At 69.5% G+C, this 20,526-nt stretch carries 30 protein-coding genes; 28 read left to right on the top strand and 2 right to left on the bottom strand.

Annotated features, from left to right (window positions below; genetic code table 11):
* The first annotated feature begins 90 nt into the window (after positions 1–90).
* From tuf to map, 25 genes are all read left to right on the top strand, one after another.
* Positions 91–1,284: an elongation factor Tu gene (gene tuf / locus ACQEVB_RS11180; RefSeq protein WP_432968577.1), complete on the top strand. Its 1,194-nt coding sequence runs from the start codon at positions 91–93 to the stop codon at positions 1,282–1,284.
* 304 nt (positions 1,285–1,588) lie between these two features.
* A complete protein-coding gene (gene rpsJ, locus ACQEVB_RS11185) occupies positions 1,589–1,894 on the top strand; it encodes a 30S ribosomal protein S10 (protein WP_003938093.1) in 306 nt (101 codons plus the stop codon).
* A gap of 11 nt (positions 1,895–1,905) precedes the next feature.
* Positions 1,906–2,559, top strand: a complete 654-nt coding sequence (gene rplC, locus ACQEVB_RS11190) for a 50S ribosomal protein L3 (protein WP_432968580.1) — start codon at positions 1,906–1,908, stop codon at positions 2,557–2,559.
* Entirely contained in the window at positions 2,556–3,446 is an 891-nt protein-coding gene (gene rplD, locus ACQEVB_RS11195; protein ID WP_432968583.1) for a 50S ribosomal protein L4 sunset domain variant, read from the top strand. Before rplC ends, rplD begins: the two co-directional genes overlap by 4 nt.
* Positions 3,443–3,742 carry a 50S ribosomal protein L23 gene (gene rplW, locus ACQEVB_RS11200; protein ID WP_432968586.1) on the top strand — a complete coding sequence of 100 codons (300 nt, stop codon included), beginning with the start codon at positions 3,443–3,445 and terminating at the stop codon, positions 3,740–3,742. Before rplD ends, rplW begins: the two co-directional genes overlap by 4 nt.
* Positions 3,743–3,758: 16 nt before the next feature.
* Positions 3,759–4,595, top strand: a complete 837-nt coding sequence (rplB, locus tag ACQEVB_RS11205; RefSeq protein WP_432968589.1) for a 50S ribosomal protein L2 — start codon at positions 3,759–3,761, stop codon at positions 4,593–4,595.
* Positions 4,596–4,609: 14 nt separating this feature from the next.
* On the top strand, positions 4,610–4,891 hold the full coding sequence (gene rpsS / locus ACQEVB_RS11210) for a 30S ribosomal protein S19 (protein WP_020622935.1): 282 nt from the start codon (positions 4,610–4,612) through the stop codon (positions 4,889–4,891).
* Positions 4,888–5,295 (top strand): 50S ribosomal protein L22, encoded by a 408-nt coding sequence (rplV, locus tag ACQEVB_RS11215; protein WP_432968593.1) that lies wholly within the window; start codon positions 4,888–4,890, stop codon positions 5,293–5,295. The genes rpsS and rplV overlap by 4 nt, the downstream gene beginning before the upstream one ends.
* The gene (gene rpsC, locus ACQEVB_RS11220) at positions 5,295–6,107 is read left to right on the top strand and encodes a 30S ribosomal protein S3 (protein WP_432968596.1); all 813 of its coding nucleotides are present in this window, start codon (positions 5,295–5,297) and stop codon (positions 6,105–6,107) included. The genes rplV and rpsC overlap by 1 nt, the downstream gene beginning before the upstream one ends.
* A 2-nt stretch (positions 6,108–6,109) precedes the next feature.
* Positions 6,110–6,529 (top strand): 50S ribosomal protein L16, encoded by a 420-nt coding sequence (gene rplP, locus ACQEVB_RS11225; RefSeq protein ID WP_432968599.1) that lies wholly within the window; start codon positions 6,110–6,112, stop codon positions 6,527–6,529.
* Positions 6,529–6,765, top strand: coding sequence for a 50S ribosomal protein L29 (gene rpmC / locus ACQEVB_RS11230; RefSeq protein WP_432968602.1), 237 nt, complete (start codon positions 6,529–6,531; stop codon positions 6,763–6,765). The genes rplP and rpmC overlap by 1 nt, the downstream gene beginning before the upstream one ends.
* Complete coding sequence (gene rpsQ / locus ACQEVB_RS11235; RefSeq protein ID WP_432968605.1) at positions 6,762–7,037, top strand: 30S ribosomal protein S17; 276 nt, start codon at positions 6,762–6,764, stop codon at positions 7,035–7,037. Before rpmC ends, rpsQ begins: the two co-directional genes overlap by 4 nt.
* Positions 7,034–7,402 (top strand): 50S ribosomal protein L14, encoded by a 369-nt coding sequence (gene rplN / locus ACQEVB_RS11240; RefSeq protein WP_432968608.1) that lies wholly within the window; start codon positions 7,034–7,036, stop codon positions 7,400–7,402. The genes rpsQ and rplN overlap by 4 nt, the downstream gene beginning before the upstream one ends.
* Positions 7,402–7,716, top strand: a complete 315-nt coding sequence (rplX, locus tag ACQEVB_RS11245) for a 50S ribosomal protein L24 (protein ID WP_432968611.1) — start codon at positions 7,402–7,404, stop codon at positions 7,714–7,716. Before rplN ends, rplX begins: the two co-directional genes overlap by 1 nt.
* Positions 7,716–8,279 (top strand): 50S ribosomal protein L5, encoded by a 564-nt coding sequence (rplE, locus tag ACQEVB_RS11250; RefSeq protein ID WP_432968614.1) that lies wholly within the window; start codon positions 7,716–7,718, stop codon positions 8,277–8,279. Before rplX ends, rplE begins: the two co-directional genes overlap by 1 nt.
* Position 8,280: 1 nt before the next feature.
* Positions 8,281–8,466 carry a type Z 30S ribosomal protein S14 gene (locus tag ACQEVB_RS11255; protein ID WP_432968617.1) on the top strand — a complete coding sequence of 62 codons (186 nt, stop codon included), beginning with the start codon at positions 8,281–8,283 and terminating at the stop codon, positions 8,464–8,466.
* Positions 8,467–8,529: 63 nt separating this feature from the next.
* Positions 8,530–8,928 (top strand): 30S ribosomal protein S8, encoded by a 399-nt coding sequence (gene rpsH, locus ACQEVB_RS11260; RefSeq protein ID WP_432968620.1) that lies wholly within the window; start codon positions 8,530–8,532, stop codon positions 8,926–8,928.
* Between the two features lie 13 nt (positions 8,929–8,941).
* Positions 8,942–9,481: a 50S ribosomal protein L6 gene (gene rplF / locus ACQEVB_RS11265; RefSeq protein ID WP_432968624.1), complete on the top strand. Its 540-nt coding sequence runs from the start codon at positions 8,942–8,944 to the stop codon at positions 9,479–9,481.
* Positions 9,481–9,894 carry a 50S ribosomal protein L18 gene (gene rplR / locus ACQEVB_RS11270; protein WP_432968627.1) on the top strand — a complete coding sequence of 138 codons (414 nt, stop codon included), beginning with the start codon at positions 9,481–9,483 and terminating at the stop codon, positions 9,892–9,894. The genes rplF and rplR overlap by 1 nt, the downstream gene beginning before the upstream one ends.
* 31 nt (positions 9,895–9,925) lie before the next feature.
* A complete protein-coding gene (gene rpsE, locus ACQEVB_RS11275) occupies positions 9,926–10,567 on the top strand; it encodes a 30S ribosomal protein S5 (protein ID WP_432968630.1) in 642 nt (213 codons plus the stop codon).
* Entirely contained in the window at positions 10,567–10,752 is a 186-nt protein-coding gene (gene rpmD, locus ACQEVB_RS11280; protein ID WP_432968633.1) for a 50S ribosomal protein L30, read from the top strand. The genes rpsE and rpmD overlap by 1 nt, the downstream gene beginning before the upstream one ends.
* Complete coding sequence (gene rplO / locus ACQEVB_RS11285) at positions 10,752–11,204, top strand: 50S ribosomal protein L15 (protein WP_432968636.1); 453 nt, start codon at positions 10,752–10,754, stop codon at positions 11,202–11,204. The genes rpmD and rplO overlap by 1 nt, the downstream gene beginning before the upstream one ends.
* Positions 11,205–11,347: 143 nt before the next feature.
* Complete coding sequence (gene secY, locus ACQEVB_RS11290; protein ID WP_432968638.1) at positions 11,348–12,655, top strand: preprotein translocase subunit SecY; 1,308 nt, start codon at positions 11,348–11,350, stop codon at positions 12,653–12,655.
* A gap of 28 nt (positions 12,656–12,683) precedes the next feature.
* Positions 12,684–13,232, top strand: coding sequence for an adenylate kinase (locus tag ACQEVB_RS11295; protein ID WP_432968641.1), 549 nt, complete (start codon positions 12,684–12,686; stop codon positions 13,230–13,232).
* A 2-nt stretch (positions 13,233–13,234) separates the two neighbouring features.
* On the top strand, positions 13,235–14,053 hold the full coding sequence (gene map, locus ACQEVB_RS11300) for a type I methionyl aminopeptidase (protein WP_432968644.1): 819 nt from the start codon (positions 13,235–13,237) through the stop codon (positions 14,051–14,053).
* On the opposite strand, the gene ACQEVB_RS11305 is transcribed toward map, so the two are convergent.
* Positions 14,037–14,594 (bottom strand): Uma2 family endonuclease, encoded by a 558-nt coding sequence (locus ACQEVB_RS11305; RefSeq protein WP_432968647.1) that lies wholly within the window; start codon positions 14,592–14,594, stop codon positions 14,037–14,039. The two genes, map and ACQEVB_RS11305, sit on opposite strands and share 17 nt — an antisense overlap.
* A 79-nt stretch (positions 14,595–14,673) precedes the next feature.
* Between ACQEVB_RS11305 and ACQEVB_RS11310 the strand changes: the two genes are divergently transcribed.
* Positions 14,674–16,230 (top strand): Re/Si-specific NAD(P)(+) transhydrogenase subunit alpha, encoded by a 1,557-nt coding sequence (locus tag ACQEVB_RS11310; RefSeq protein ID WP_432968650.1) that lies wholly within the window; start codon positions 14,674–14,676, stop codon positions 16,228–16,230.
* A 19-nt stretch (positions 16,231–16,249) separates the two neighbouring features.
* Positions 16,250–17,653 (top strand): Re/Si-specific NAD(P)(+) transhydrogenase subunit beta, encoded by a 1,404-nt coding sequence (gene pntB / locus ACQEVB_RS11315; protein ID WP_432968653.1) that lies wholly within the window; start codon positions 16,250–16,252, stop codon positions 17,651–17,653.
* Here the strand turns inward: pntB and ACQEVB_RS11320 are convergent.
* The gene (locus ACQEVB_RS11320) at positions 17,640–18,956 is read right to left on the bottom strand and encodes a DUF2252 domain-containing protein (RefSeq protein ID WP_432968656.1); all 1,317 of its coding nucleotides are present in this window, start codon (positions 18,954–18,956) and stop codon (positions 17,640–17,642) included. The two genes, pntB and ACQEVB_RS11320, sit on opposite strands and share 14 nt — an antisense overlap.
* A gap of 285 nt (positions 18,957–19,241) precedes the next feature.
* Here ACQEVB_RS11320 and ACQEVB_RS11325 point away from each other — a divergent pair, with 285 nt between their 5' ends.
* Complete coding sequence (locus ACQEVB_RS11325; protein WP_432968659.1) at positions 19,242–20,525, top strand: CAP domain-containing protein; 1,284 nt, start codon at positions 19,242–19,244, stop codon at positions 20,523–20,525.
* The last annotated feature ends 1 nt before the right edge of the window (position 20,526 follow it).

Consider the following 20,526-nt stretch of genomic DNA (forward strand, 5'->3'; position numbering starts at 1 on the left):
GGACGGGTACCGTCCCCGACTCACCTGCTCCATCCCTACAGACCTGCCGTCAGCACGGCGGACAAGAACATCAGTCCAGGAGGATCCCCAGTGGCGAAGGCGAAGTTCGAGCGGACCAAGCCGCACGTCAACATCGGCACCATCGGTCACATCGACCACGGCAAGACCACGCTGACGGCGGCCATCACGAAGGTTCTGCACGACAAGTACCCGAACCTCAACGAGGCTTCGGCGTTCGACCAGATCGACAAGGCTCCCGAGGAGCGTCAGCGCGGCATCACGATCTCGATCGCGCACGTCGAGTACCAGACCGAGAAGCGCCACTACGCGCACGTCGACTGCCCCGGGCACGCCGACTACATCAAGAACATGATCACCGGTGCCGCCCAGATGGACGGCGCGATCCTCGTGGTCGCCGCGACCGACGGCCCGATGCCGCAGACGCGTGAGCACGTGCTGCTCGCCCGCCAGGTCGGCGTGCCGTACATCGTCGTCGCGCTGAACAAGGCCGACATGGTCGACGACGAGGAGATCATGGAGCTCGTCGAGCTCGAGGTCCGCGAGCTGCTGTCGTCGCAGAACTACCCGGGCGACGACCTCCCCGTCGTGCAGGTCTCGGCGCTGAAGGCGCTCGAGGGCGACGCGGAGTGGGCCGAGAAGCTCCTCGCGCTGATGGACGCGGTCGACGAGTCGATCCCGGAGCCGGAGCGCGACACCGAGAAGCCGTTCCTCATGCCGATCGAGGACGTCTTCACGATCACCGGTCGCGGCACCGTCGTCACCGGCAAGGTGGACCGCGGCGTCGTCAAGGTGAACGAGACGGTCGAGATCGTCGGCATCCGCGAGAAGTCGACCACGACCACCGTCACGGGCATCGAGATGTTCCGCAAGCTGCTCGACGAGGGGCGTGCCGGCGAGAACGTCGGCCTGCTGCTCCGCGGCATCAAGCGCGAGGACGTCGAGCGCGGCCAGGTCGTCGTGAAGCCGAACTCGATCACCCCGCACACCGAGTTCGAGGCGCAGGTCTACATCCTGTCCAAGGACGAGGGTGGCCGCCACACGCCGTTCTTCAACAACTACCGTCCGCAGTTCTACTTCCGGACGACGGACGTGACGGGCGTCGTGACGCTGCCGGCGGGCACCGAGATGGTCATGCCCGGCGACAACACCAAGATGACGGTCCAGCTCATCCAGCCCATCGCCATGGAGGAGGGCCTGCAGCTGGCCATCCGCGAGGGTGGTCGGACCGTGGGCGCCGGCCAGGTCACCAAGATCATCAAGTAGTACCGCCGCGGCCCGCGGACCCTCGTGGTCCGCGGGCCGCACCCCGGTCAGGGGTGCTCCACCTCGGTGTGGCATCCTTGACGAGTTGCGCGTAGGGCACCTGTGTGCCTGGCGCCAACCCCCGAGCACAGCGAACCTCCCCCCGGGGGGTTGCGGGTGATCCGGGGACGAGTCCGTGAGGTCACGGCGACACGCCCGACCTCGTGGACCGGAGCCACCCCAGTGAGACCGGATGGGCTCCTGGCGTGTGCCCCGACCCGGAGCACGTACACGAGCGGTAGGAAGAAGAGGACGACCGACGACCATGGCGGGACAGAAGATCCGCATCAGGCTGAAGGCCTATGACCACGAGGCCATCGACGCCTCCGCGCGCAAGATCGTCGAGACGGTCACGCGCACGGGCGCTCGGGTCGTCGGGCCGGTGCCGTTGCCGACGGAGAAGAACGTGTACTGCGTCATCCGCTCGCCGCACAAGTACAAGGACTCGCGCGAGCACTTCGAGATGCGGACGCACAAGCGGCTGATCGACATCCTCGACCCGACGCCGAAGACGGTCGACGCGCTCATGCGCATCGACCTCCCGGCCAGCGTCGACGTGAACATTCAGTAGGACGCGGACTGATGGCAGACAGGCAGATCACCGGGATCCTGGGCACCAAGCTCGGGATGACCCAGGTCTTCGACGAGAACAACCGGGTGGTCCCGGTCACCGTGGTCCAGGCCGGACCGAACGTGGTGACCCAGATCCGCACGCCGGAGAAGGACGGCTACACCGCCGTCCAGCTCGCGTTCGGCGCGATCGACCCGCGCAAGGTGAACAAGCCCGAGACGGGCCACTTCGCCAAGGCCGGCACCACCCCGCGGCGCCACCTCGTGGAGCTGCGCACCACCGACGCCGCCGACTACTCGCTCGGGCAGGAGATCACCGCCGAGGTGTTCGCCGCCGGCGTGAGCGTCGACGTCGTGGGCACCAGCAAGGGCAAGGGCACCGCGGGCGTCATGAAGCGCCACGGCTTCCACGGCCTCGGCAACTCCCACGGTGTCCAGCGCAAGCACCGCTCGCCCGGCTCGATCGGTGGCTGCGCCACCCCGGGCCGCGTGTTCAAGGGGCTGAAGATGGCCGGCCGCATGGGCCACGAGACCGTCACCACGCAGAACCTGACGGTCCACCGGGTCGACGCCGAGCGCGGGCTGCTGCTGATCAAGGGTGCTGTCCCTGGTCCGCGCGGCGGCCTGCTGTTCGTGAAGTCCGCGGCGAAGGGCGGTGCGAAGTGAGCACGGTGAAGGTCGACCTCCCGGAGCACGTCTTCGACGTCCAGGCGAACGTCGGGCTGATGCACCAGGTCGTGGTGGCCCAGCTCGCGGCCGCCCGCCAGGGCACGCACGACACCAAGACCCGTGGCGAGGTGCGCGGCGGTGGCCGCAAGCCCTACCGCCAGAAGGGCACCGGTCGCGCCCGCCAGGGCTCGACCCGTGCGCCGCAGTTCACCGGCGGTGGCACCGTCCACGGCCCGACGCCGCGCGACTACACGCAGAAGACCCCGAAGAAGATGAAGGCGGCCGCCCTGCGCGGTGCCCTCTCCGACCGGGCTCGCGGTGACGTCGTGTTCGTCGTCGACTCGCTGGTGACGGGCGACGCGCCGTCCACCAAGGCCGCGCGCACCGCGCTCGCCGAGATCGTCGACGCCGGCACCAAGGTGCTGGTCGTCGTCTCCCGCGACGACGTGCTGCACCAGCTGTCGCTGCGCAACCTGCCCGACGTGCACCTGATCGCGCCCGACCAGCTGAACACCTACGACGTGCTCGTCAACGACGCCGTGGTGTTCCTGCAGGACGCGTACGAGCTGTTCCTCGCGGGGCCGATCGCCACCGCGGGTGCCGCGAAGGGGGCGGCCCGCGAGAGCGAGGTCGCGCCGAGCCTGGTCAAGGGTGCTGCGGCCGACGAGGCCCCCTACGGCCCCGAGAGCCACGCGCCGCTGGCCGACGGCTCGCAGCCGGAGGGTTTCCCGGTCAAGGGCAACGCCGACTCGATGCTGTACCACGTGCCGGGCAGCTCGTTCTACGCCCGCACGGTCGCCGAGGTGTGGTTCACCACCGCCGAGGCGGCGGAGGCGGCCGGTTTCCAGCTGCCGCCGTCGCAGCGTAAGGAGGAGGACAAGTGATCCCCGACCCGCGCGACATCCTGCTCGCGCCGGTGGTCTCGGAGAAGAGCTACGGGCTGCTCGAGGAGCGCCAGTACACCTTCATCGTCCGACCCGACGCGAACAAGACCCAGATCAAGATCGCCGTGGAGCAGGTGTTCGACGTCAAGGTGCTGTCGGTCAACACCCTGAACCGCACCGGGAAGCGCAAGCGCACCCGCTCGGGCTACGGCAAGCGCAAGGACACGAAGCGCGCGATCGTCACAATCTCCCCGGAGAGCCGTGAGATCGACGTCTTCGGCGGCCGGGCGAGCTGAGGGGCGTAGAGACAAGATGGCCATCCGCAAGTACAAGCCGACCACTCCGGGCCGCCGCGGCTCGAGCGTGTCGGACTTCGCCGAGATCACCCGGTCCACGCCGGAGAAGTCGCTGATCCGCCCGATCCACAGCAAGGGCGGGCGCAACGTGCACGGGCGGGTCACCGCGCGGCACCAGGGCGGCGGGCACAAGCGCGCCTACCGCCTCATCGACTTCCGGCGCAACGACAAGGACGGCGTTCCGGCGAAGGTCGCGCACATCGAGTACGACCCCAACCGCACCGCCCGGATCGCGCTGCTGCACTACGTCGACGGCGAGAAGCGCTACATCATCGCCCCCGACAAGCTGAAGCAGGGCGACCGCGTCGAGGCCGGCGCCAAGGCCGACATCAAGGTCGGCAACAACCTGCCGCTGCGCAACATCCCCACCGGCACCGTGATCCACGCGATCGAGCTCCGCCCCGGCGGCGGCGCGAAGATCGCGCGGTCCGCCGGTGCGCGGGTGCAGCTCGTCGCCAAGGACGGGCCGTACGCGCAGCTGCGCATGCCTTCCGGCGAGATCCGCAACGTCGACGTGCGCTGCCGCGCGACGATCGGCGAGGTGGGCAACGCCGAGCAGTCCAACATCAACTGGGGCAAGGCGGGCCGCATGCGGTGGAAGGGCAAGCGCCCGACCGTCCGTGGTGTCGCCATGAACCCGGTCGACCACCCGCACGGTGGTGGTGAGGGCAAGACCTCCGGTGGTCGCCACCCGGTGAACCCGGCCGGTAAGCCCGAGGGCCGCACCCGCAAGGCCAACAAGCCGTCCGACAAGTTGATCGTCCGCCGGCGTCGCACCGGCAAGAAGCGTTGAGTAGGAGGTAAGACATGCCACGCAGCCTGAAGAAGGGCCCGTTCGTCGACGACCACCTGCTCAAGAAGGTGGACGCCCTCAACGAGTCGGGCAAGAAGACCGTCATCCGCACGTGGTCGCGGCGGTCCACGATCATCCCCGACATGATCGGCCACACGATCGCGGTGCACGACGGCCGCAAGCACGTGCCGGTGTTCGTGTCGGACTCGATGGTCGGCCACAAGCTGGGTGAGTTCGCCCCCACGCGAACCTTCCGCGGCCACATCAAGGACGACCGCAAGGCGAGGCGTCGATGACCACCGCAGAGAACAGCACCGAGGCCCGGCCGACCGCCCGCGCGGTCGCCCGGCGCATCCCGATGAGCGAGCGCAAGGTCCGCCGCGTCGTCGACCTGGTTCGGGGCAAGCACGTCGACGAGGCTCTCGCGATCCTCCAGCTCGACGTGCACGCCGCCAGCGAGCCCGTCTACAAGGTGATCGCCAGCGCGGTCGCCAACGCGAACAACAACCTGCAGCTCGACCCGCGGTCCCTCTGGGTCAAGACGATCTACGTGGACCAGGGCGTCACCATGAAGCGGATCCGGCCGCGCGCGCAGGGTCGCGCGTACCGCGTCCGCAAGCGCGCGTGCCACATCACGGTCGAGGTCGAGTCTCGTCCGACCACCGGTCGCGCAGCACGGGCACAGGGGAGGGCCCGCTGATGGGTCAGAAGATCAACCCGCACGGGTTCCGGCTCGGCATCACCACCGACTGGAAGTCGCGCTGGTACGCCGACAAGCAGTACTCCGAGTACGTCAAGGAGGACGTCGAGATCCGCCGCATGCTCTCCAAGGGCATGGAGCGGGCCGGCATCTCCAAGGTGGAGATCGAGCGCACCCGGGACCGGGTCCGCGTCGACATCCACACCGCCCGTCCGGGCATCGTGATCGGCCGCCGCGGCGCGGAGGCCGACCGGATCCGGGGCAACCTCGAGAAGCTGACCAAGAAGCAGGTCCAGCTGAACATCCTCGAGGTCAAGAACTCGGAGTCGGACGCGCAGCTCGTCGCGCAGGGCGTTGCCGAGCAGCTGTCCAACCGCGTCGCCTTCCGGCGCGCGATGCGCAAGGCCATCCAGTCGGCCATGCGTTCGCCGCAGGTCAAGGGCATCCGCGTGCAGTGCTCGGGTCGTCTCGGCGGCGCCGAGATGTCGCGCTCGGAGTTCTACCGCGAGGGTCGCGTGCCGCTGCACACGCTGCGCGCCGACATCGACTACGGCCTGTTCGAGGCCCGCACCACGTTCGGCCGCATCGGCGTCAAGGTGTGGATCTACAAGGGCGACGTCGTCGGTGGCCGCCGTGAGGGCGTGCCCGCCGCGCCGGCCGGCAACGAGCGCGGCCCGCGCCGCGAGCGTCCGCAGCGCCGTCGCTCCGGCGCGTCCGGCACCACCGGCAGCGGTGGCACCGACGCCGGGCGCGCTGCCGCTGCGGAGAGCTCGGCCCCCGAGGCCGCTGCTTCGACCGGTGGGGAGAGCTGATCATGTTCATCCCCCGCCGTGTCAAGCACCGCAAGCAGCACCGTCCGCACCGCACCGGTCTCGCGACCGGTGGCACCCAGGTCACCTTCGGCGACTTCGGCATCCAGGCTCTGGAGCCGGCCTACGTGACCAACCGGCAGATCGAGTCGGCGCGTATCGCGATCAACCGGCACATCCGCCGTGGCGGCAAGGTGTGGATCAACATCTTCCCCGACCGCCCGCTCACCAAGAAGCCCGCCGAGACCCGCATGGGTTCCGGTAAGGGTTCGCCGGAGAAGTGGGTGGCCAACGTCAAGCCCGGCCGGGTGCTGTTCGAGATGAGCTACCCGAACGAGCAGACGGCTCGCGAGGCGCTGCGCCGCGCGATCCACAAGCTGCCGATGAAGTGCCGGATCGTGACCCGCGAGGGTGGTGACTTCTGATGGCGTCCACGACCGCGGCCGAGCTGCGCGAGCTCACCGACGAGGAGTTGGTGCTGCGCGTGCGCGAGGCCAAGGAGGAACTGTTCAACCTGCGGTTCCAGATGGCCACCGGGCAGCTGGACAACAACCGGCGGCTGCGTACCGTCCGGCACGACATCGCACGGATCTACACGATCATGCGTGAGCGCGAGCTGGGTCTGTCGGCCGCACCGAGCGATGACGAGGTGTCGGCATGAGTGACGACGTGAAGGTGGACAAGCGCGGTGAGCGCAAGGTCCGCGAGGGCCTGGTGGTGTCCGACAAGATGGACAAGACCATCGTGGTGAACCTCGAGGACCGCGTGAAGCACCCGCTCTACGGCAAGGTCATCCGCCGGACGCACAAGGTCAAGGCGCACGACGAGGCCAACACGGCCGGCGTCGGCGACCGCGTCCGGTTGATGGAGACCCGCCCGCTGTCGGCGACCAAGCGCTGGCGGCTGGTGGAGATCCTGGAGAAGGCGAAGTGATCCAGCAGGAATCGCGGCTGCGCGTCGCCGACAACAGCGGTGCCAAGGAGATCCTCTGCATCCGCGTGCTGGGCGGCTCCGGCCGCCGCTACGCGGGGATCGGCGACATCATCGTCGCCACCGTGAAGGACGCCATCCCCGGCGCCAACGTGAAGCGTGGCGACGTGGTCAAGGCCGTCATCGTGCGCACCGTCAAGGAGCGCCGCCGGGCGGACGGCTCGTACATCAAGTTCGACGAGAACGCCGCCGTGATCATCAAGGCGGACGGCGAGCCGCGCGGGACCCGCATCTTCGGGCCGGTGGGTCGCGAGCTGCGCGACAAGCGATTCATGCGAATCGTCTCGCTCGCGCCGGAGGTGTTGTAGTGAAGGTGAAGAAGGGCGACACGGTGCTCGTGATCGCCGGTAAGGACAAGGGCGCGAAGGGCAAGGTCATCCAGGCCTACCCGGACCGCGACCGCGTGCTCGTCGAGGGCGTGAACCGGATCAAGAAGCACACCCGGATCACGCAGAACCAGCGGGGCGCCCAGTCGGGCGGCATCATCACGACCGAGGCTGCGATCCACGTCTCGAACGTGATGGTCGTCGACTCCGACGGCAAGCCGACCCGCGTGGGCAAGAAGACCACCGACGACGGCAAGCGCGTGCGGATCTCCCGGCGTTCCGGGAAGGAGATCTGATGACCACCGCTGAGAAGGTGGCGCCGCGGCTCAAGCAGCGCTACCGCGACGAGATCAAGGGCGAGCTGCAGGAGCAGTTCTCCTACGACAACGTCATGCAGATCCCCGGCGTCGTGAAGGTCGTCGTCAACATGGGCGTCGGCGACGCCGCCCGTGACGCGAAGCTGATCGAGGGCGCCGTGCGCGACCTCGCCACGATCACCGGCCAGAAGCCGCAGGTCCGGCGGGCCACGAAGTCGATCGCGCAGTTCAAGCTGCGCGAGGGCATGCCGATCGGCGCGAAGGTCACCCTGCGCGGCGACCGGATGTGGGAGTTCCTCGACCGTCTGCTGACGATCGCGCTTCCCCGTATCCGCGACTTCCGCGGCCTGTCCGGCAAGCAGTTCGACGGCCGGGGCAACTACACGTTCGGGCTCACGGAGCAGTCGATGTTCCACGAGATCGACCCGGACTCGATCGACCGGCCGCGCGGGATGGACATCACGGTCGTCACCACGGCTACGACGGACGAGGAAGGCCGCGCGCTCCTGCGCAAGCTCGGCTTCCCTTTCAAGGAGGCGTGAGATGGCGAAGAAGGCCCTGATCGTCAAGTCCAACCGCACCCCGAAGTTCAAGGTGCGGGCCTACACGCGGTGCCAGAAGTGCGGTCGTCCGCGCTCGGTGCTGCGCAAGTTCGGCCTGTGCCGGGTGTGCGTCCGCGAGATGGCGCACGCCGGCGAGCTGCCGGGCGTGAACAAGAGCAGCTGGTAACACCCCTCAGATCGCCGCAGGCCCGTAGGGGAACCACGGCGGGAAAACGAGTGTGACGTCGCCATGACGATGACCGATCCGATCGCGGACATGCTGACCCGGTTGCGGAACGCCAACTCGGCGTACCACGACCAGGTCACCATGCCGCACTCCAAGCTCAAGTCCGCCATCGCGGACGTCCTGCTGCGGGAGGGCTACATCGCCTCGCACCGCACGGAGGACGCCGAGGTGGGCAAGAGCCTGGTGATCGAGCTCAAGTACGGCCGCAACCGCGAGCGGAGCATCGCCGGTCTGCGCCGGGTCTCCAAGCCCGGCCTGCGCGTGTACGCAAAGTCCACCAACCTGCCCCGGGTCCTCGGCGGCCTCGGCGTCGCGATCATCTCGACGTCGAGCGGCCTGCAGACCGACCAGCAGGCGAAGAAGAACGGCGTGGGCGGGGAAGTCCTCGCCTACGTGTGGTGAGGGGGTAGGAACCATGTCCCGAATCGGGAAGCTGCCCATCGCCGTGCCGTCCGGGGTGGACGTCGCCATCGACGGCCGCACCATCACGGTCAAGGGCCCGAAGGGCACCTTGAGCCACACCGTGATCGAGCCGATCACGGTCGAGCGTGGCGACGACGGCGCTGTCGTGCTGAAGCGCCCCGACGACGAGCGGCGCAGCAAGGCCATGCACGGCCTGTCGCGGTCGCTGGTGAACAACCTGGTCGTCGGCGTCACCGCGGGCTACGAGAAGAAGCTGGAGATCGTCGGCGTCGGTTACCGCGTTGCACTGCAGGGCGGCAACTTGAACTTCGCGCTCGGCTTCAGCCACCCGGTGGTCGTCGAGCCGCCGGCCGGCATCACCTTCGCGGTCGAGTCCCCCACCAAGTTCTCGGTGTCGGGGATCGACAAGCAGCTGGTCGGCGAGACCGCTGCCAACATCCGCAAGATCCGCAAGCCCGAGCCGTACAAGGGCAAGGGTGTGCGGTACGCGGGCGAGAACGTGCGCCGCAAGGTCGGGAAGACGGGTAAGTGATGGCTGCCAAGAACACTGCGATCTCCGCGAACGCGAAGAAGCGGGCTGCCTCGCGGGTGTCGGCCGAGCGCCGCACCGCCCTCGCTCGCCGCCACGCACGGCTGCGCAAGAAGGTCGTCGGCTCCGCCGCCCGTCCGCGCCTGGTCGTCAACCGCAGCTCGCGCCACATCGTGGCGCAGCTGGTCGACGACCTGGCCGGGCACACGCTGGCGTCCGCCTCCACGCTGGAGGCCGACGTGCGCGCGCTCGACGGCGACAAGAAGGCCCGCGCGACGAAGGTCGGCGAGCTCATCGCCGAGCGCGCGAAGGCCGCCGGCGTCTCCGCCGTCGTCTTCGACCGGGGTGGTCGCGACTACCACGGCCGGATCGCGGCGCTCGCCGACGCTGCTCGCGAGGGTGGCCTGGAGTTCTGATGACCATGATCAAGATTGAAGGGAACGTCTGATGCCGGGACGTACACGGCGTGACGGCGGAGGACCCGGCGGCGGCAGCGGCGACAACCAGAACCGCGACCGCCGGGACCGCCGGGACGGAGGCCGTGGCGGGGCGGCCCAGGACAAGACCCCGTACATCGAGCGGCTGGTCACGATCAACCGCGTGGCCAAGGTCGTCAAGGGTGGTCGGCGCTTCAGCTTCACCGCCCTGATGATCGTGGGCGACGGCGACGGCCTCGTCGGCGTCGGCTACGGCAAGGCCAAGGAGGTGCCGGCGGCGATCGCCAAGGGTGTCGAGGAGGCGAAGAAGAACTTCTTCCGCGTCCCGCGCATCGGCGGCTCGATCGTCCACCGGGTGCAGGGCGAGGCGGCCGCGGGTGTCGTGCTGCTGATCCCGGCCAGCCCCGGTACCGGTGTCATCGCCGGTGGTCCGGTGCGTGCGGTGCTCGAGTGCGCCGGCATCCACGACGTGCTCTCCAAGAGCCTGGGCAGCGACAACGCGATCAACGTGGTGCACGCCACGATCGACGCGTTGAAGCAGATCCAGCGCCCGGAGGAGGTCGCGGCCCGCCGCGGCCTGCCGCTTGAGGACGTCGCGCCGGCCGAGATGCTGCGTGCCCGTGCCGCCGAGGCACAGGCTGCGAGGGCGTGATGGCGAAGCTCAAGATCACCCAGGTGCGCAGCACCATCGGGTGCAAGGCAGACCAGAAGGCCACGGTGAAGTCGCTGGGCCTGCGCAAGATCCGCCAGTCGGCCGAGTGGGACGACACTCCCCAGGTCCGCGGCATGATCAAGGCCGTTCGCCACCTGGTGACGGTCGAGGAGGTGAAGTCCTGATGAGCGAGCCGATCATCAAGATCCACCACCTGCGTCCGGCTCCCGGCTCCAAGACCGCGAAGACCCGGGTCGGTCGCGGTGAGGGCAGCAAGGGCAAGACGGCCGGTCGCGGTACCAAGGGCACCGGCGCGCGGAAGAACGTCTCACCGCGCTTCGAGGGCGGGCAGATGCCGCTGCACATGCGGCTGCCCAAGCTCAAGGGCTTCAAGAACAAGTTCCGCGTCGAGTACCAGGTCGTCAACATCGGTGACCTGGCCCGCCTGTTCCCGAAGGGCGGCGAGGTCGGCCCCGAGGAGCTTGTGGCCGCGGGTGCCGTTCGCCGCAACCAGCTGGTCAAGGTGCTCGGCTCCGGCGAACTGGAGGGCGTGAAGCTCAGCGTGAGCGCGCACGCCTTCTCCGGCAGCGCCCGTGACAAGATCACGGCGGCAGGCGGGACCGCCACCGAGCTGTAGGCGGTGTCCGTTCGGTCGGGCCGGCGCGATCGCGCCGGTCCGTGCCGTGCGGGGCACCACGGACGACGGCGTCGGCGTCGCTGTTAGAGTCGATTTCCGCCGGTCAGCTCGGAACCGGGCGGACTCACCAGGAGGATCTGCCAGTGCTCAGCGCATTCCGGTCGGCACTGACTACGCCGGACCTGCGGAAGAAGATCCTCTTCACGCTCGGCATCGTCGCGGTCTACCGGGCCGGGGCGTTGCTCCCGTCGCCCGGCATCTCGTACCCGAACATCCAGCAGTGCATCCGCGAGGCCGAGGCCGGTGAGAACTCGGGCGTCTACTCGCTGCTGAACCTGTTCTCCGGTGGTGCGCTGCTCCAGCTGTCGATCTTCGCGCTGGGCATCATGCCGTACATCACGGCGAGCATCATCATCCAGCTGCTCACCGTGGTGATCCCGCGGTTCGAGCAGCTGAAGAAGGAAGGGCAGTCGGGTCAGAACAAGCTGACCCAGTACACCCGCTACCTCACGATCGCGCTCGCGATCCTGCAGGCCACCGGCATCGTCGCCCTGGCGCAGCGCGGTCAGCTGTTCGCGGACTGCAGCCTCGCCGTCATCCCCAACGCCGGCATCTTCGACCTGGTCATCATCGTCATCGTGATGACGGCCGGCACCGCGATCGTCATGTGGCTCGGGGAGCTGGTCACCGAGCGCGGCGTCGGCAACGGCATGTCGCTGCTGATCTTCACCTCGATCGCGGCCCGGATCCCGGGCGAGGGCGCCAACATCATGCGCTCGGGCGGTCTGGTGTTCGCCGGCATCTGCGTCTTCGGCCTGGCCATCATCGCGAGCGTCGTCTTCGTGGAGCAGGGGCAGCGCCGCATCCCGGTCCAGTACGCGAAGCGGATGGTCGGCCGGCGCATGTACGGCGGCACGTCCACGTACCTGCCCTTGAAGGTGAACCAGGCCGGTGTCATCCCGGTCATCTTCGGCTCGTCGCTGCTGTACCTGCCCGACCTGATCTCGCGCCTGGCCGGCGCCACGGGCGGCCCCGTGCAGCAGTTCGTGCAGACCTACCTGGTCGACCAGTCCAGCTGGGTGCACATCGTCGCCTACCTCGCGCTGATCATCTTCTTCACCTACTTCTACGTCGGGATCACGTTCAACCCCGACGAGCGCGCGGAGGAGATGCGGAAGTTCGGCGGCTTCATCCCCGGTATCCGACCCGGCCGACCGACGGCCGAGTACCTCGGTTTCGTGCTGTCCCGGATCACGCTTCCCGGTTCGCTCTACCTGGGCATCATCGCGGTCCTGCCGAACTTCTTCCTCGGCATCACCGGCACCGGCCAGAACCAGAACTTCCCGTTCGGCGGTACGGCGGTGCTGATCATGGTCGGCGTCGGGCTGGACACCGTGAAGCAGATCGAGAGCCAGCTGAAGCAGCGGAAGTACGAAGGCTTCCTGCGCTGAACCCCGAGGTAGTGGGAGGTCGGAATACATGCGACTCGTTCTCGTCGGACCGCCGGGCGCGGGCAAGGGCACCCAGGCCGTGCGGCTGGCCGAGCGGCTGGGCGTGCCGCACATCTCCACGGGGGATCTGTTCCGCGCGAACCTGAGCCAGGAGACCCCGCTCGGTCTCGAGGCCAAGAGCTACATGGACAAGGGCAACCTCGTCCCCGACGACGTGACCGTGCGGATGGTGCGTGAGCGCCTCGCCGACGACGACGTGACGAAGGGCTTCATCTTCGACGGGTTCCCGCGCACGGTGAGCCAGGCCCGCTCGCTCGACGAGCTGCTGGACGAGCGGGGCGAGGAGCTCGACGCCGTCGTCGAGTTCCAGGTGGACGAGGACGAACTGGTCACCCGGCTGCTCGCGCGCGGCCGCTCCGACGACACCGAGGACGTCATCCGCAACCGGCAGCAGGTCTACCGCGACGAGACGTTCCCGCTGCTCGACCACTACCGCGCGATCGTCGTGAGCGTCGACGCCCAGGGCGGCGTCGAGGAGGTCACGGACCGCGTGGCCGCAGCGCTGCAGGACCGGTAGCCATGAACCGGAGCGGGGTCCGGGGGATGGTGGCGCGCCTGCGCGGGCGCGACATCGAGGTGAAGTCGCCGGGCGAGATCGAGGCGATGCGCGCTGCGGGTGCCGTCGTGGCCCGCACGCTCGCCGCCGTCACCGAGCTGACGGCACCCGGCGTCAGCACGGCTGAGCTGGACGCGCTGGCCGAGCAGACGATCCGCGACGCCGGCGCCGTCCCGTCGTTCCTGGGGTACCGCGGCTACCCGGCGTCGATCTGCGCGTCGGTGAACGAGCAGATCGTGCACGGCATCCCGTCGGCGGCGCAGGTGCTGGCCGACGGCGACCTGATCTCGGTGGACTGCGGCGCGATCCTCGACGGATGGCACGGCGACTCCGCCGTCACGATCCCGGTGGGGACGGTCTCCGCGGCCGACCTGGCGCTGTCGAAGGCCTGCGAGGAGGCGCTGCACGCCGGGATCGCGGCAGTGCGGGCCGGGGGCCGGCTCACCGACATCTCGCACGCCGTTGAGGTCGCCTGCGAGGCCGCCGCCGCCCGCGACGGTGTGCCGTACGGCATCGTGCAGGAGTACGGCGGCCACGGCATCGGCACGTCGATGCACATGGACCCGTTCCTGCCCAACCACGGCAAGCCCGGCCACGGCCCGCGGCTGCGGGTCGGGATGGCGCTGGCCGTCGAGCCGATGCTCACAGGCGGCAGCGCCGAGACCCGCGAGCTCGACGACGAGTGGACCGTCGTCACCGCCGACGGCAGCCGGGCCGTGCACTGGGAGCACACCGTGGCCGTCACGGCGGACGGGCCGCGGATCCTCACCCTGCCTGGCTGATCAGGTCCTCGACACCCAGCTCGACGGCGGGGGCGTAGGGAACGGTGATGCGCTCGCCCGGCTTGTGGAGCCGACGCTCGACGTACCGTCCGGCGTGCGGCTCGTTGTGCGCGTAGACACCGGCCGGGGTCACGACCCAATAGTGGGTGAATCCGACCTCGGCGTAGATATCGGCCTTGCGGCCCAGGTTATAGTCGATGGTCTCCTCGGACACCTCGACAACCAGCACGACATCCTCGGCGGGCCAGCGGGACATCCGCGGAGACAGCTGTTCGATCGGGCGGGCGCCTCGTCGGCGGACGAAGCAGTCGGGCCCAGGCAGCGACTCGCCTGAGGCGAGTGAGCCGGCGCTGATCCGGTACGAGCCGTCCGGTAGTGCGCGAATGACGTTCACGGTGGTTTCGGCATGCCAATCACCGATCGGCATGTGCCTGACCACCCCGTCGAGCAGTTCGGCGCGCTTGCCGTACTCGCCCGCTTCCCATGCCATGACGAACTCGCGCAGCGTCGTGCTTTTCTTGCCGTCGGTCGGAACGGCCATGGGACGAGGCTACCCGTGGTGGGGGCGTCTGTGATCCACGACTCCTTCAGGCACAGAAGCGCTGGTCTAGATTCTCGGCATGAGCTCGGACGCCGCAACGGAGCAGACGCCCGGCAAGACCATCGGGGTGGTGCGGGAGTCGACACCCGGCGAGACCAGGGTCGCGGCGACACCCGCGACGGTGGCGCAGCTGCTCAAGCTGGGCTACTCGGTGGTCGTCGAGGCGGGGGCGGGCGCGCGCTCCGACTTCCCGGACGAGGCCTTCGTCGAGGCCGGTGCCAGCATCGGCGACGCGTGGCAGGCGGACGTCGTGTTCGCCATCAACTCCCCGTCGGACGAGGAGCTGGCGCGGATGCGGCCGGGCGCGACGCTGATCGCGATGCTGGCGCCCCGCCTGGACCCGGACATCGTCGAGCGGCTGGCGCGGCGTCCGATCACGGCGTTGTCGATGGACGCGGTGCCGCGGATCTCGCGGGCGCAGTCGCTCGACGTGCTCAGCTCGATGGCGAACATCGCCGGCTACCGGGCCGTCGTCGAGGCCGCCCACGAGTTCGGCCGGTTCTTCACCGGGCAGGTGACGGCGGCCGGCAAGGTGCCGCCGGCGAAGGTGCTGGTGGTCGGGGCTGGCGTGGCGGGGCTCGCGGCGATCGGTGCGGCCGGGTCGCTCGGCGCGATCGTTCGGGCGACGGACCCCCGGCCTGAGGTCGCCGACCAGGTGAAGTCCCTCGGCGGGGAGTACCTGTCCATCGCCTCGCCCGAGGTGGAGGTCTCCACCACCGGCTACGCCAAGGAGATGGGCGACGACTACAAGGAGCGCGAGGCGGCGCTCTACGCCCAGCAGACCGCCGACGTCGACATCGTCATCACGACGGCGCTGATCCCCGGTCGGCCCGCGCCGCGGCTGATCACCGCCGAGATGGTGGCGGCGATGAAGCCGGGTTCGGTGATCGTCGACATGGCGGCCGCGAACGGCGGCAACGTCGAGGGCACGGTGAAGGGGGAGAAGGTCGTCACGCCGAACGGCGTCACGATCATCGGCTACACCGACCTCGCCGGCCGGCTGCCGGCCACGGCGAGCCAGCTCTACGGCACCAACCTCGTCAACCTGATGAAGCTGCTCACACCGGAGAAGGACGGGCGGCTCGTCCTCGACTTCGACGACCCCGTCCAGCGCTCGATGACGGTGGTGCGCGACGGCGAGTCGACGTGGCCACCTCCCGAGGTGTCCGTGTCGGCGGCACCGGCCGCGGCCGCGCCGGCGGCGGTGGCCGTGCCGGAGAAGCACCCGATGTCCGCCACCCGTCGGGGAGGGCTGATCGGTGTGGCGGGGCTCGTGCTGTTCGCGTTGATCGCGATCTCCCCGCCGTCGCTGATCGGGCACCTCGTGGTGTTCGCGCTCGCGATCGTCATCGGCTACTACGTGATCGGGAACGTGCACCACGCGCTGCACACCCCGCTGATGTCGGTGACCAACGCGATCTCCGGGATCATCGTCGTCGGCGCGCTCCTGCAGCTCGGCCAGCACAGCACCGCCGTCACGGTCATCGCCGGAGTAGCCGTGCTGCTCGCGTCCATCAACGTCTTCGGCGGTTTCGCCGTCACCCGGCGCATGCTCGGCATGTTCCGGCGCAGCTGATCGATGCGGAGCTGACACCATGACTGCACAGACCGTCGCCAGCGCCGCGTACGTCGTCGCCGCGCTGCTGTTCATCCTCGCGCTCGCCGGGCTCTCCCGCCACGAGACCGCTCGCGCCGGCAACACGTTCGGCATCGCCGGCATGGCGATCGCGCTGATCTCCACCCTCGTGCTCGCCCTCAGCGGTGGCATCGGCGGGCTCGGGCTCGGCCTGCTCGTCGCGGGCGTGGTCATCGGCGCGGCGGTCGGGCTCTTCCGGGCCTCGCGGGTGCCGATGACCGGCATGCCCGAACTGATCGCGCTCTTCCACAGCTTCGTCGGGCTCGCCGCCGTGCTCGTCGGCTGGAACGGCTACCTCGAGGTGGAGGCGGCCGGCGGTGGCGGGCTCGCCGCGGACCTGCTCGGCATCCACCGCGGCGAGGTCGCGATCGGCGTCTTCATCGGTGCGGTGACCTTCACCGGCTCGATCGTCGCCTGGGGCAAGCTGAACGGCCGCTTCAACTCGAAGCCGCTCGTGCTGCCCGGCAAGAACGCCCTCAACCTGGGCTCGCTCGTCGTCTTCGCCGGGCTCACGGTGTGGTTCGTCATCGATCCGACGCTCACCGCGCTCGTCGTCATCACGGTGATCGCGCTGCTGCTGGGCGTGCACCTCGTGGCGTCGATCGGCGGCGGCGACATGCCGGTGGTCGTGTCGATGCTCAACAGCTACTCCGGCTGGGCGGCAGCGGCGTCCGGCTTCCTGCTCGGCAACGACCTGTTGATCATCACGGGCGCGCTGGTCGGCTCGTCCGGTGCGTACCTGTCCTACATCATGTGCAAGGCGATGAACCGGTCGTTCATCTCCGTCATCGCCGGCGGCTTCGGCATCGAGGCGCCGAGCGGCGACGCCAAGGACTACGGCGAGCACCGCGAGGTCAACGCTGAGGGTGCAGCCGCGCTGCTCTCGACCGCGTCCAACGTCGTGATCACGCCCGGGTACGGCATGGCCGTCGCGCAGGCGCAGTACCCGGTCGCCGAGCTGACCCGGGCACTGCGGGACAAGGGCGTGAACGTCCGCTTCGGCATCCACCCCGTGGCGGGCCGGCTGCCCGGCCACATGAACGTGCTGCTCGCCGAGGCCAAGGTGCCCTACGACATCGTCCTGGAGATGGACGAGATCAACGACGACTTCCCCGACACCGACGTCGTGCTCGTCATCGGCGCCAACGACACCGTCAACCCGGCGGCGACCGACGAGCCGAACTCGCCGATCGCCGGCATGCCGGTGCTGAAGGTGTGGGAGGCGGGCAACGTGATCGTCTTCAAGCGGTCGATGGCCGCGGGGTACGCGGGCGTCCAGAACCCGCTCTTCTTCCGGGAGAACAGCCAGATGCTCTTCGGGGACGCGCGGGACCGCGTCGAGGAGATCGTCAAGGCGCTGTGACGGCCGCGGCGAACGCCGCGTGGTCGGCCTCGGTCCGGTCGGCGTAGGCGTCGGCGAACGTGGCCACCGCGTCGTCGAACTTGCCCGACGAACCCAGGTAGGCCGCGATCGCGGCCCGGTCGCCGGTGCGGGCGTGGGCGCGGGCCAGGCTCCACGCGCACATGCCCGCGTAGGACGCGAGCGTGTCGGGACGCTCGATCTCCTCGACGTCGATCGAGCCCTTCCAGTCGCGCAGCTGCCGAACGTAGTAATCGCGGGACGTTCCGTCGGGCTCGGTGATGCGCTGCCAGCCCAGGAAGATGTCGGACACGGTCTGCATGAGCCGCTGGCCCTCCACGACCCGCTGCCCGTCGTGGCCGTGGTCGGCGTCCCCGAGGTAGGGCTCCAGCACCGACGGCCCGGCCTCCTTGGCCTGCAGGAACAGCGGGTCGTCCGCGTCGCGGCCGATGAACAGCAGCATCCAGCAGCGGTTGCCCACGCTGCCGACGCCGACCACCTTCTGCGCGATGTCGGTGAGCCGGTACTGGTCGAACAGCCGCCGGCGCTCCGGCAGCAGCGACTCCCGGTAGCCGGCCAGCATCGTCTCCAGCATCGCCACCACGCGGCGGCGCACCCGCGCCTTGGGCACCAGGTGGTGCAACGGCACCACGAGCGGCGGATCGGCGACGATCCGCGGCGTCCCGTCCTCGACAGTGGCGAAGCGCGCGAGCGAGTCACGGTGGTCGCGTTTGCGCGCCTTCGCCAGCCGCTGCGCCGAGCCCTTCCCCTCGATCATCTTCCGGGCATGGCGTTCGTCGGCGATGGCGTACCAGACCTCCAGGTTCGTCATCTTCGCGAACCCGCGCATGGCGCGGCGGTACGCACGGACCGTCGTCGTGACGATCTCGCGCCGGTCGCCGTCGGCGAACCCGCGGTCGCGAGCGGCCACCTCGACGCTCGCCGCCAGCCGCTTGACGTCCCACTCCCACGGGCCCGGGAGGGTCTCGTCGAAGTCGTTCACGTCGAACACCAGGCGCCGCTCCGGGGAGGCGAAGAACCCGAAGTTGGCGAGGTGGGCGTCGCCGCACAGCTGCACCTGCGTCCCCGACACCGGCGTCGCCGCGAGATCGGCGGCCATCACCGCAGCCGCGCCGCGGAAGAACGCGAACGGGCTCACCGCCATGCGGGCGTGGCGCAGCGGCACCAGCTCGGGCACCCGGCCGGCATCCTGCGCCAGGACGATCTCCGTGGCGTCGGGACCGCTGCGCGCGGGCAGCTCAGCGTGCGCCGAACGCCGGACGGTCCGCCGCTGCCGATCGCTCACGCGACCAGCATCCCGCACCGCAGCCGGGCTACAGCGACTGCCGCACGAACCTCGCCACCCTCGGTGGGCCGCGACGCGTCGATGCACGCGTGGCCGGACTGCTGGTAGAGCCCGACGGCGAGGGCCCGGAGGCATCGGACCCGCACTGATACGTGCTCGACCTCGCCCCGGGGCGGACGGTCTCACCCGGGGGTGACTCGCGACCGGGCAGCGCTTTCGTCCTCCCGCCGGCACCGGCCACGCCCGAGGCTCTCCGGGGAACATCGCTGATCGGAGAGCCTCGACATGTCCTTCAACCTCACCCTCGACAAGAACGTCGACGCGCCCTACAGCGCGATGGCAACGGCCGGAGCTGCGCAGGACGCCTTCAACCACGCTCGCAAGAGCGAATCCCCGACCTGGTCCGGCGCGACCGACCTCACCCTGCCCGACGACCGGGTCTGGCAGGCGACGAGCCCGGAGGAGCAGGCTCTCCTCCTCGTCAACAAGGAGCGCGCCGACCGGGGGTTGCCGGCGCTGGAGTGGGACCGGGGGCTGCTGTCGCGCCAGGCGGCCAACCACTGCCGGGAGATGGTGCAGTTCGACTACTACGAGCACGCCTCGCCGCTGCGGTTCGAGAACGACGCGCAGTGGGAGTGCCTCGCGCTCGGCCCCACCGTCGCGTACGGCGTCTACTCGTGGATGTACCAGGACGCCGCGTCGAAGTGGAACCACCGCAAGTACGTGCTCGGGGAGCGCGCGGCGAAGGTCGGGATCGGCACCGCGGTGCGCCCCGACGGCCTGATCTTCCTCGCCTTCTACCTCGTCCCGGCCTCCTACGCGTCGGATCCGACCGTGGTGACCGCGCCACCCGCACTGGACGTGCCCACCGTCGTGAGGTCCGGGAAGGTGCAGGTCACGAACGTGCTGCCGGCGCAGAGCGGAGCTGCTGCCGCGATCGCGGCCGTGGTCTTCCACGCGGGGGCCGCCGTCGCGCCGCCGAAGCCGGGCGACCGCTGGCACATGAAGCCCACGTTCCTGACGGTCGCGGCGACGAACGAGCCGCCCGGCGGCACGACCTGGACCGCGCAGCTCGACGGGGCCACCGCGGCCACCCTGCACGCCGTCGCCGTCGACCGCAGCGGCAACTGGACCGACCGCGCCGCGGCAACCTCGGCCGGCACGGAGGACCCGCCGATCCGGTTGGGTACCGGGTTCACGAGCACGGACTGGGGCACGACCTTGGGCTCCGCGGTCGGGCTGACGACGACCTGGGACTCCGAGGGCGGCGCCTGGTGGGTCGACCCGGACGGGAAGCACGGGTTCGACTTCGAGAAGCGGATCGTGGGGGACCACGGTGCATGCGTCTACGGCTTCGCGCTGCGCCGGGTGAAGGGCGGCATCTACCGCTACGCCGTGGTCGTCGACGGCCGCGGGCCGAAGGGCTTCGGTTCCGGGTGGTTCACCCTGTGGTTCACCGACGAGACCGGCGACACGTACAAGCTGGGGTTGTGGGACTCGTCGCGGAAGTCGCACCAGGTCGAGTTCAACAGCGACAAGCCGTCGATCGTCAAGGTGTCGTGGGGATGAC

The organism is Pseudonocardia sp. CA-107938 (genome assembly GCF_050936315.1).
In the GTDB taxonomy this organism is placed as follows: Bacteria; Actinomycetota; Actinomycetes; order Mycobacteriales; family Pseudonocardiaceae; genus Pseudonocardia.

Bases quoted from the DNA above. Each gene is read 5' to 3' on its own strand.
- rpsJ (WP_003938093.1), top strand. From the start codon at position 1,589: ATGGCGGGACAGAAGATCCGCATCAGGCTGAAGGCCTATGACCACGAG.
- rplC (WP_432968580.1), top strand. From the start codon at position 1,906: ATGGCAGACAGGCAGATCACCGGGATCCTGGGCACCAAGCTCGGGATG.
- rplB (WP_432968589.1), top strand. From the start codon at position 3,759: ATGGCCATCCGCAAGTACAAGCCGACCACTCCGGGCCGCCGCGGCTCG.
- rpsS (WP_020622935.1), top strand. From the start codon at position 4,610: ATGCCACGCAGCCTGAAGAAGGGCCCGTTCGTCGACGACCACCTGCTC.
- rplV (WP_432968593.1), top strand. From the start codon at position 4,888: ATGACCACCGCAGAGAACAGCACCGAGGCCCGGCCGACCGCCCGCGCG.
- rpsC (WP_432968596.1), top strand. From the start codon at position 5,295: ATGGGTCAGAAGATCAACCCGCACGGGTTCCGGCTCGGCATCACCACC.
- rplP (WP_432968599.1), top strand. From the start codon at position 6,110: ATGTTCATCCCCCGCCGTGTCAAGCACCGCAAGCAGCACCGTCCGCAC.
- rpmC (WP_432968602.1), top strand. From the start codon at position 6,529: ATGGCGTCCACGACCGCGGCCGAGCTGCGCGAGCTCACCGACGAGGAG.
- rpsQ (WP_432968605.1), top strand. From the start codon at position 6,762: ATGAGTGACGACGTGAAGGTGGACAAGCGCGGTGAGCGCAAGGTCCGC.
- rplE (WP_432968614.1), top strand. From the start codon at position 7,716: ATGACCACCGCTGAGAAGGTGGCGCCGCGGCTCAAGCAGCGCTACCGC.
- ACQEVB_RS11255 (WP_432968617.1), top strand. From the start codon at position 8,281: ATGGCGAAGAAGGCCCTGATCGTCAAGTCCAACCGCACCCCGAAGTTC.
- rpsH (WP_432968620.1), top strand. From the start codon at position 8,530: ATGACGATGACCGATCCGATCGCGGACATGCTGACCCGGTTGCGGAAC.
- rplF (WP_432968624.1), top strand. From the start codon at position 8,942: ATGTCCCGAATCGGGAAGCTGCCCATCGCCGTGCCGTCCGGGGTGGAC.
- rplR (WP_432968627.1), top strand. From the start codon at position 9,481: ATGGCTGCCAAGAACACTGCGATCTCCGCGAACGCGAAGAAGCGGGCT.
- rpsE (WP_432968630.1), top strand. From the start codon at position 9,926: ATGCCGGGACGTACACGGCGTGACGGCGGAGGACCCGGCGGCGGCAGC.
- rpmD (WP_432968633.1), top strand. From the start codon at position 10,567: ATGGCGAAGCTCAAGATCACCCAGGTGCGCAGCACCATCGGGTGCAAG.
- rplO (WP_432968636.1), top strand. From the start codon at position 10,752: ATGAGCGAGCCGATCATCAAGATCCACCACCTGCGTCCGGCTCCCGGC.
- ACQEVB_RS11295 (WP_432968641.1), top strand. From the start codon at position 12,684: ATGCGACTCGTTCTCGTCGGACCGCCGGGCGCGGGCAAGGGCACCCAG.
- map (WP_432968644.1), top strand. From the start codon at position 13,235: ATGAACCGGAGCGGGGTCCGGGGGATGGTGGCGCGCCTGCGCGGGCGC.
- ACQEVB_RS11305 (WP_432968647.1), bottom strand. From the start codon at position 14,594: ATGGCCGTTCCGACCGACGGCAAGAAAAGCACGACGCTGCGCGAGTTC.
- ACQEVB_RS11310 (WP_432968650.1), top strand. From the start codon at position 14,674: ATGAGCTCGGACGCCGCAACGGAGCAGACGCCCGGCAAGACCATCGGG.
- pntB (WP_432968653.1), top strand. From the start codon at position 16,250: ATGACTGCACAGACCGTCGCCAGCGCCGCGTACGTCGTCGCCGCGCTG.
- ACQEVB_RS11325 (WP_432968659.1), top strand. From the start codon at position 19,242: ATGTCCTTCAACCTCACCCTCGACAAGAACGTCGACGCGCCCTACAGC.